Source organism: Hydrogenophaga sp. (assembly GCF_026125825.1).
Classification (GTDB): Bacteria; Pseudomonadota; Gammaproteobacteria; order Burkholderiales; family Burkholderiaceae_C; genus Hydrogenophaga.
On record NZ_JAHCKK010000144.1, the window covers coordinates 1 to 6,674 of the forward strand.

Genomic DNA, 6,674 nt, shown 5'->3' on the forward strand with positions numbered 1-6,674 from the left:
CGGCGGCTGGTGCCGGCGCGGCGGCGGCATCGGCCGCAGGCTTGGCGGTCGCCGGGGCGGCAGCATCTCCAGCCGCAGCGGGCGCCGCGGTGGTGGCGGGCTTGTTGCCTTCGCGGAAATCGGTCACGTACCAGCCCGAACCCTTGAGCTGGAAACCGGCCGCCGTCAGTTGCTTCTTGAAGCTGGCCTGGCCGCAGGCCGGGCACACACTGAGAGGATCGTCGGAGATTTTCTGCAGCACGTCCTTGGCATGGCCGCAGGACTCGCACTTGTAGGCATAGATTGGCATGGCGTGGACCTGAATGAGGGCTGGGGCGCCTCGGGGGATCAGCCCCCGCAGAGCACCGGACGTTCCCGTGCGGGACGTGGAACAAAACCCGTCATTATAAATTGAGGGTGTCCATCCCGCGCGCCGGGCGTCGGCGCCCGGCAATCCCGCCTACCAAAGCCGGACCCGCACCAGCACCTGCATCACGATGAGGCCCAGCACGAAGCCGACACCGCCATAGATGATGCTCTGAAGCAGGCGGTTGGTCCGGCGCTGCTCGGCCAACAGACTGTCGAGTTCCCGCCGGAGTTCGTGCGGCTTGTGCTGCAGGTAGTCGTGCAGCAAGCGCGGCAGCGCCGGTAACAGCTTCGCGTACTGCGGTGCTTCGGCCTTGAGCTGCTGCAGCAGCTTCTGCGGGCCGACCTGCTCCACCATCCACTTCTCCAGAAACGGCTTGGCCGTGCTCCAGAGGTCAAGTTCGGGGTCGAGCTGGCGACCCAGCCCCTCGATGTTGAGCAGGGTTTTCTGCAGCAGCACCAGCTGGGGCTGGATTTCCACGTGGAAGCGGCGCGAGGTCTGGAACAGGCGCATCAGCACCATGCCAAGCGAGATTTCCCTCAGCGGGCGGTCGAAATAGGGTTCACACACCGCGCGGATGGCCGATTCGAGCTCGTCCACCCTCGTTTCGGCCGGTACCCAGCCCGATTCAATGTGCAGCTCGGCCACGCGCTTGTAGTCGCGCCGGAAGAAGGCCGTGAAGTTCTGCGCCAGGTACTCCTTGTCGAACTCCGTGAGGGTGCCGACAATGCCGAAATCGAGTGAGATGTAGCGCCCGAAGGTCGCCGGTGCGGTACTGACCTGGATATTGCCCGGGTGCATGTCGGCGTGGAAGAAACCGTCGCGAAACACCTGGGTGAAGAAGATCGTGACACCGTCGCGCGCGAGCTTGGGGATGTCCACGCCCAGGTCGCGCAGCGCCTCGACCCGGTTGATGGGGGTGCCGTGCATGCGCTCCATCACCATCACCTCGGTGTGGCAGTAGTCCCAGAGCATTTCCGGGATCAGCACCAGGTCCAGCCCCTGCATGTTGCGGCGAAGCTGGGCCGCGTTGGCCGCCTCGCGCAGAAGGTCCAGCTCGTCGTGCAGGTATTTGTCGAACTCGGCGACGACCTCGCGCGGCTTGAGGCGCTTGCCGTCGGCCGACAGCCGCTCCACCCAGCCGGCCATCATGCGCATGAGGCTGAGATCCTTGTCGATGACCGGGCGCATGTTCGGGCGCAGCACTTTCACCGCGACTTCTCGCCCGCCGTGGCGGCCATCCAGCAAGGTGGCGAAATGCACCTGGGCCACGGAAGCACTGGCCACCGGCACCTGTTCGAAATGGGAGAAAACCGCAGAGAGGGGTTTGCCGAAGGCGCGCTCGATGCTGGCGACCGCGACCTCACTGGGGAAGGGGGGCACCCGGTCCTGCAGGTGCGCCAATTCGTCGGCGATGTCGGGTGGCAGAAGATCGCGCCGCGTGGACAACACCTGGCCGAACTTCACGAAGATGGGTCCCAGTCGCTCCAGGGCCTCGCGCAAGCGGGCACCGCGCGGCGCATCCAGGTTGCGTCCGATGGAGACGATGCGGGTGAGCAGGCGGATGGCCGGCCGCTCGAAGCTGGAGAGCACCAGCTCGTCGAGGCCATAGCGCAACACCACCCAGACGATGAAGGCGCCGCGAAAGAGCCGGCTCATGCCGCGGGTCCGTCGGCGCGCGCAGGCGCCGACGCGTCGCCACTGGAGGCAGCGCGCGGCGCGCGGCCGCCCGGCATACGCGCGACGAAAGCCTTGACGGCCTGGGCCGCCGACTGGGCGAAGCGAGCCAGCGTGTGGGCGGTGGCGTCACCGACGATGCGGGAGAGATCCTCCTCCACGTCCCAGCGCACGTTGTCCACCAGCCAGGCCACCTCGGCGGCGAGTTGTACATCGCCCTGAATGTCCACGCCCGGCTTCTGGCCGGCGAGCACGCTCTGGGCCAGCGCCAGCGGGGAGCGCTGGGTGAGCGTGACGCTCAGCTCGGGGGTTGCATCGGGTGCGCAGCGTTCCAGCAGGCCGGCTGCGCTGGGCGCGAGCGTGAGGTGGAAATCACCCCACTGGATGCGCACGGGCTTGCCCTTCTGGCGGCGCAGGCGGTCCTGGGCCGCCTTTTCCTGCATCAGCACGTGGTTGAGGAACAGCACCACGCGGTTCTGCAATTCGTCAACCACCCATTCGGGCGGACGAATGGCGCCGAGCAGCGATTGCAGGAAGTCCAAGGGGGCGGAGGCCGCACCGGCCCCGGAAGAAGAATCGGGTGGTTCATTTTTCATGACCACCCGATTTTGACGGATAAAGCGCCATGCACGGCGACTGCGTGCATTGGCCGGGCTGCGGCAGCCCTGGGCAGCGCCTTACTGCAGCGCCTGCACGCCGGCCACCAGCCAGCCGCCAGGGCCGTCCTTGGGACGGGTGATGTTCCAGACTTCGCGGAACGGGTTCGGACCGGCCGATGCATCCTCTCGGATGAGGCCCGAGAACTCGACGCTGGCCATGTATTCGCCCGGCAGTTCCTCGATGCCGAGCAGCTGGGCGTCCAGCATCACGACCTCGGTCTTGTTGACCCCGCCGCGCGCCTGTTCGCGCTCGGCCAACTGGCCACGGATCTGCTCGAGCATGTCGTCCGTCATCATCGCGCGCAGCGCGGGGATGTCGGAACGGTCCCAGGCATCCTGGAGGCTCACGAAATTGGCCTTGGAGGCCTTGAGGAAGCCCTCCGCGTCAAAACCGGCGGGGACGCCCCAGTTCTGGCTGCCGCCCAGGGCCGATCCAATCATGGAGCCGCCGACGGGGCGGTGGGAGTGATCCAGCGCAGCCGGGCCACTGCGCTCCCAGGGACGCGCGGAGGCGTCGTTGCCCACATTCTGCGGACTGTAGCTGCGCGGCGTGGCTGGCTCGTACTGCGACTGGCCGGCCGCGCCTGCCCCCTGGTAGGCCATGCCACCCGGTGCGGCAGCGGGCGTGCGGCGACGCATCACCATGCCGATCACCGCCATGACCACCACGGCCAGCAAAGCGAACAGCAAAATCTGGCCAAAGGCTTCGCCCAGACCCAGGGAAGATGCCAGCCAGGCCAGGCCCAGACCGGCGGCCAGGCCACCCAGCATGGCGCCCCAGGGCCGCTTGGGCGCGGCCGCAGCGGCACCCGCCGGGTTGGCGGAGGCGGGACGGGACGGGGCGGCATTCTGGGCAGGCGCCTGCTGCGGCGCGGCCTGCTGGGACGGCGGCGCGCTGTTGCGCTGCGTCACGTTGCCCGACTGCTTGCCGAACGACATGCCACCGCCCATGCGCTTGGCCCACACATCCTGGGTGCCCAGCGCCATCGCGAACACCAGCAACACCGACCACAACTTGTTCATGCCTTTGCCTCCTTCAAACAACAGAAAACCGAAAAAACCATCTCAACACTTGATGCCCATGTGCAACGCCACCACCCCGGCGCTGAGGTTGTGCACGTCCACATGCCCGAACCCTGCCGTGCGCATCATTTGGCGCAATTCTTCCTGCCCCGGGTGCATGCGGATGGACTCCGCGAGGTAGCGGTAGCTGCTCTCATCGTTGGCCACCAGTTTGCCCAGCTTGGGCAGCACGTTGAACGAATACCAGTCATAGGCCTTCTCAAGCGGTTTCGCCACCCGGGAAAACTCCAACACCAGCAGTTTGCCGCCCGGCTTGAGGGTCCGATGCATTTCGGCCAGTGCAAGTTCCTTGTGCGTCATGTTGCGCAGCCCAAAAGCCACCGAAACAAAATCAAACGACTCGCTGGCAAACGGGAGCTTCTCGGCATCGCACACCATGGTGGGCAGCACCACACCCAGGTCGAGCAGGCGCGATCGGCCCTCGCGCAGCATGGCTTCGTTGATATCGGTGTGCACCACGCGGCCGCTGGGCCCGACCTTGCGGGCAAACGCCAGCGAGAGATCCCCCGTGCCGCCGGCGATGTCGAGCACTTGCTGACCCGGCTGGGGATTGGCCACGGTGATCGTGTAGCGCTTCCAGAGCCGGTGCAGCCCGGCCGACATGAGGTCGTTCATCACGTCGTACTTGGGAGCGACCGAGTCGAACACGCCGCGCACGCGCCTCGCCTTCTCGCCTTCGTCGACGGTCTTGAAACCGAAATGGGTGGAGGCCATGGTGAAATTTCCTTGCTTCAGTGGCTGCCGCAGGCGTGGCCACCCTTGTCAGGCATGGGGGCGTCGCGCTGCGCACCAGCGGCCTGCAGACGCTCCAGGTACTCGGCCCACAGATCGGCTTGCTTTGAGCCCAGGAAGTACAGGTAATCCCAAGAGAAGATGCCCGAACTGTGGCCGTCGGTGAAAGTGGGCTGCACCGCGTAGTTGCCGACCGGCTCCAGCGCCACGACGCCGACCTCGCGTTTGCCGGTCTGCAGCACCTCCTGGCCCTTGCCATGGCCCTGAACCTCGGCCGAGGGGGAATAGACCCGCATCAGCTCAAAGGGAATCCTGAATTCGCTGCCGTCGGAAAAGCCGATCTCCAGCACCCGCGACTGCTGGTGCAGGGTGATGGACTGCGGGGTGGGGGTGTTTTTATCGAGGCCGGCCATGAAAGTCTCCGTTGTCGGGGCGGGTCAGACGAGCACGCGCTCGATGCCGCCTTCGTTGGCCTTGGCCACGTACTCGGGCAGCCATGCCTCGCCCAGGATCTGGCGGGCCATCTCCACCACGATGTAATCGGCTTCCAGCAGGCCAGACTTGAGGTCGTCGCCATAGCGGCTCAGGCCCTGCAGGCAGCTCGGGCACGAGGTGAGGATCTTGACGTTGTCGTTCGCGCCCACGGTCCCGGCGGCGCGCAGGGCGGCCTCGCCCTTCTGAATTTCCTCTTCCTTGCGAAAGCGGACCTGGGTGGAGATGTCCGGCCGGGTCACGCCGAGCGTGCCCGACTCGCCGCAGCAGCGCTTGCTCTCCATCACGTTGTCACCCACCAGGGCCTTGACGGTTTTCATCGGATCCTGCAGCTTCATCGGGGTGTGGCAAGGATCGTGGTACAGATAGCCACCCTGCCCGGCCGGCAGCGTGATGCCCTTTTCCAGCAGGTACTCGTGGATGTCGATGATGCGGCAACCCGGGAAGATCTTGTCGAACTCGTAGCCTTGCAGTTGGTCGTAGCACGTGCCACAACTCACCACCACGGTCTTGATGTCCAGGTAGTTCAGCGTGTTGGCCACCCGGTGGAACAGCACGCGGTTGTCGGTGATCATCTTCTCGGCCTTGTCGAACTGGCCGCTGCCTCGCTGCGGATACCCACAGCACAGGTAACCCGGCGGCAGCACCGTCTGCACGCCGGCATGCCAGAGCATGGCCTGCGTGGCCAGACCGACCTGCGAGAACAGGCGCTCGGAGCCGCAACCCGGGAAGTAGAACACCGCCTCGGTCTCGGCCGTCGTGGCCGAGGGGTTGCGGATGATGGGCACGTAGTCCTTGTCTTCGATGTCCAACAAGGCGCGTGCGGTCTTCTTGGGCAGGCCACCCGGCATCTTCTTGTTGATGAAGTGAATCACCTGCTCCTTGATCGGCGCGGGCCCCAGCGTGGCCGGTGGCGCGCTGGTCTGCTTGCGCGCAAGCCGCCTGAGCAAGTCGTTGGCCAGGCGCTGAGCTTTGAAACCCGCACCCACCATGGCGCCGCGGACGAACTTGATGGTCTCGGGATTGGTCGCGTTCAGAAAGAACATGGCCGCCGCGTTACCGGGCCGGAAGCTCTTCTGGCCCATCTTGCGCAACAGGTTGCGCATGTTCATGGTCACGTCGCCGAAATCGATCTTGACCGGGCAGGGGCTCAGGCATTTGTGGCACACCGTGCAGTGGTCGGCCACATCCTCGAACTCCTCCCAATGCTTGATGCTGATGCCGCGACGGGTCTGTTCTTCGTACAGGAAGGCCTCGATCAGCAGCGAGGTGGCGAGGATCTTGTTGCGCGGCGAGTAGAGCAGGTTGGCGCGCGGCACATGCGTGGCGCACACGGGCTTGCATTTGCCGCAGCGCAGGCAGTCCTTGACGCTGTCGGCAATGGCGCCAATTTCGCTGCGCTGCATGATGATCGATTCATGCCCCATCAAGCCGAAGCTGGGCGTGTAGGCGTTGGACAGATCGGCGCTGCGCAGGCTGGCGTCGCCCGGCGGGCCCTGGCGCAGCAGTTTGCCCTTGTTGAAGCGGCCCTCGGGGTCGACGCGCTGCTTGTAGTCCGCAAACGGCTGGAGTTCCTCGTCGGTGAGGAACTCCAGCTTGGTGATGCCGATGCCGTGCTCACCCGAGATCACGCCGTCGAGGTGGCGCGCCAGCACCATGATGCGCGCCACGGCCTCGTGCGCGGT

Annotated in this window: 7 protein-coding genes; all 7 read right to left on the bottom strand. The window is 65.7% G+C overall.

Annotation, left to right across the window (positions count from 1 at the left end):
- A partial coding sequence (locus KIT86_RS23565; protein WP_297402934.1) for an FmdB family zinc ribbon protein occupies positions 1–289 on the bottom strand: 289 nt, incomplete at its 3' end.
- A 150-nt stretch (positions 290–439) separates the two neighbouring features.
- Entirely contained in the window at positions 440–2,005 is a 1,566-nt protein-coding gene (gene ubiB / locus KIT86_RS23570) for a ubiquinone biosynthesis regulatory protein kinase UbiB (RefSeq protein ID WP_297402936.1), read from the bottom strand.
- Positions 2,002–2,565 (bottom strand): hypothetical protein, encoded by a 564-nt coding sequence (locus KIT86_RS23575; RefSeq protein WP_297402938.1) that lies wholly within the window; start codon positions 2,563–2,565, stop codon positions 2,002–2,004. The genes ubiB and KIT86_RS23575 overlap by 4 nt, the downstream gene beginning before the upstream one ends.
- 135 nt (positions 2,566–2,700) lie before the next feature.
- On the bottom strand, positions 2,701–3,705 hold the full coding sequence (locus KIT86_RS23580) for a Tim44 domain-containing protein (protein ID WP_297402940.1): 1,005 nt from the start codon (positions 3,703–3,705) through the stop codon (positions 2,701–2,703).
- Between the two features lie 42 nt (positions 3,706–3,747).
- Entirely contained in the window at positions 3,748–4,479 is a 732-nt protein-coding gene (gene ubiE, locus KIT86_RS23585; protein WP_297402942.1) for a bifunctional demethylmenaquinone methyltransferase/2-methoxy-6-polyprenyl-1,4-benzoquinol methylase UbiE, read from the bottom strand.
- A gap of 17 nt (positions 4,480–4,496) precedes the next feature.
- A complete protein-coding gene (locus KIT86_RS23590; RefSeq protein WP_297402944.1) occupies positions 4,497–4,910 on the bottom strand; it encodes a DUF971 domain-containing protein in 414 nt (137 codons plus the stop codon).
- Positions 4,911–4,934: 24 nt separating this feature from the next.
- Positions 4,935–6,674, bottom strand: a 1,740-nt coding sequence (locus KIT86_RS23595) for a DUF3400 domain-containing protein (protein WP_297402946.1), incomplete at its 5' end; no start/stop codon positions are given.